Source organism: Micromonospora sp. M51, assembly GCF_018070305.1.
GTDB classification, from domain to species: Bacteria; Actinomycetota; Actinomycetes; order Mycobacteriales; family Micromonosporaceae; genus Micromonospora; species Micromonospora parva.
In genome coordinates this window covers 1-1,651 of sequence record NZ_JAGPXZ010001044.1, presented here as the reverse complement: position 1 = coordinate 1,651, position 1,651 = coordinate 1, and the positions used below count along the sequence as shown (strand labels likewise).

Annotated in this window: 3 protein-coding genes; 1 reads left to right on the top strand and 2 read right to left on the bottom strand. The window is 74.4% G+C overall.

The window, feature by feature from the left end; all coding sequences use genetic code 11:
* Together KBX53_RS32285 and KBX53_RS32280 are read right to left on the bottom strand one after the other, a co-directional pair.
* Positions 1 to 401 (bottom strand): NAD(P)-binding protein (locus KBX53_RS32285; protein WP_210863628.1); only part of this gene is annotated, 401 nt, incomplete at its 3' end.
* A gap of 58 nt (positions 402 to 459) precedes the next feature.
* Positions 460 to 1,101 carry a TetR/AcrR family transcriptional regulator gene (locus KBX53_RS32280; protein ID WP_210863630.1) on the bottom strand — a complete coding sequence of 214 codons (642 nt, stop codon included), beginning with the start codon at positions 1,099 to 1,101 and terminating at the stop codon, positions 460 to 462.
* Between the two features lie 62 nt (positions 1,102 to 1,163).
* On the opposite strand from KBX53_RS32280, the gene KBX53_RS32275 reads away from it, so the two are divergent.
* Positions 1,164 to 1,651 (top strand): MFS transporter (locus tag KBX53_RS32275; protein WP_210863626.1); only part of this gene is annotated, 488 nt, incomplete at its 3' end.

The window sequence follows — 1,651 nt, the reverse complement described above, 5'->3', positions numbered from 1 at the left end:
ACGGTGACCTCGACCGGGCCGGACGGGCCGGTGGCGGCCACCGGCCTGGTGCCGGTGGGGTTGCGGGTGACCCGCTCGACGGTGTGCCGAAGCCGGATGGTGTCGGCCAGCCCGAAGCGGGCGGCGTAGTCGGCGAGGTATCCGGCGACGCGCCGGTGGTCGGGGTAGTCCGGCCAGTCGGTGGGCATCGGGTGGTCGGCGAACTGGGTACGACCGCGGCTGGTGTTGAGGTGCAGCGTGCGGTACGCGGGTGAGTCGGGTGCCCCGTACACCCAGAGGCCGCCGACCTGCTCGGCGGCCTCGAAGCCGACCGTCGGCACGTCGGCGTCCCGTAGTGCCTTGACCGCGGCGAGCCCGGCGGCACCGGCGCCGATCACCGCCACCCGCTGTGCTGCGCCCATCGCCCCGCCCCCAATAAATCCAACGTCCGATGGATAATCGTCGGGCGACGGCGACCCGTCAAGGGGCCGGCGGCCCGTACAGCCCGTCGAGCATCCGGTGCACGAACGTCCGGAACTCGCGCCGTTCCCGGGCGCCGGGCGCGCCAGCGGCCAACGCCACCACGTGCCCGTGGGTGGCCCACACCAGGCTCCGCACGGTGATGTGGGGAGTCGGCTCATCCAGGGCGCCCGCCGCCGCGGCGGCGGTGAGCAGCTGCCCGACCAGCCGGTACAACGGCTCGGCGTAGCGCTTGTCGAGCTCGGCGTGCCGCTGTGGCTCCAACCAGCGCCGCAGCCACAGCGCGGTCGTCTCGGGGCGGTCCTCCAGGAAGTCGACGAAGACGTCGACCAGTTCGTGCAGGGCCCGCCGCGCCGCGTCCGGACCGGCGTCGACAGCGGCGCGGGCCTGCTCGGCGGCCGCGGTCAGCACCTCCTGCTCGGCGGCGAACACCCGGGCGAAGCACGCGTCGTAGAGGGCCGCCTTCGTACCCGTGTGGTGCGCGACGGTGGCGACGTCGACCCCGGCGGCGGCGGCGACCTCCCGTAACCCGACGGCGTCGAAACCCCGCTCGGCGAAGAGCGCCGTCGCCGCGGTGAGCACCACCTCGCGGGTCGGCCGGGTCTCGTCGCGGCGGGGCCGACCCGGGCGGCGGCGGGGCATGGTCATGACGCCATTCTGCCCCTAGAATCCAGCAACCGTTGGATTGCGGAGAGGATGCGGCGATGACCGGGCTGGACCGGCGGCCGGCGGCCGCCACCGACGCGACACTGCCCCGCGGCCCACTGGCGGGCTTCGCCGCCGGCTCCCTCGGCATGGGTGTCTGGGTGACGGTGCCCGGCCTGCTGCTGCTGTACTTCCTCACCGACGTGCTGGCCGTCGGCCCGTGGCTGGCCGGCCTGACGCTGCTGCTGCCGAAGATCGCCGACGTGCTGCTGCACCCCTGGGTGGGGCACCGCGCCGACGTGGAACAGACCCGCCGCGGCGACCGGCGTCGCCTGCTGCTGCTCGGCTGCGCCCTGCCGGTCGCGTTCGCCGCGCTCTTCGCCGTGCCCGGCGGCCTGACCGGAGCACCGGCCGCCGCGTGGGTGGCGGTGTTCTTCATCGCCGGCAACCTGCTCTTCGCCGCCTACCAGGTCCCCTACCTGGCCACCCCCGCCGACCTGCGGATCGGCTACCACGAACGCACCCGGCTGATGGCCTTCCGGATGGT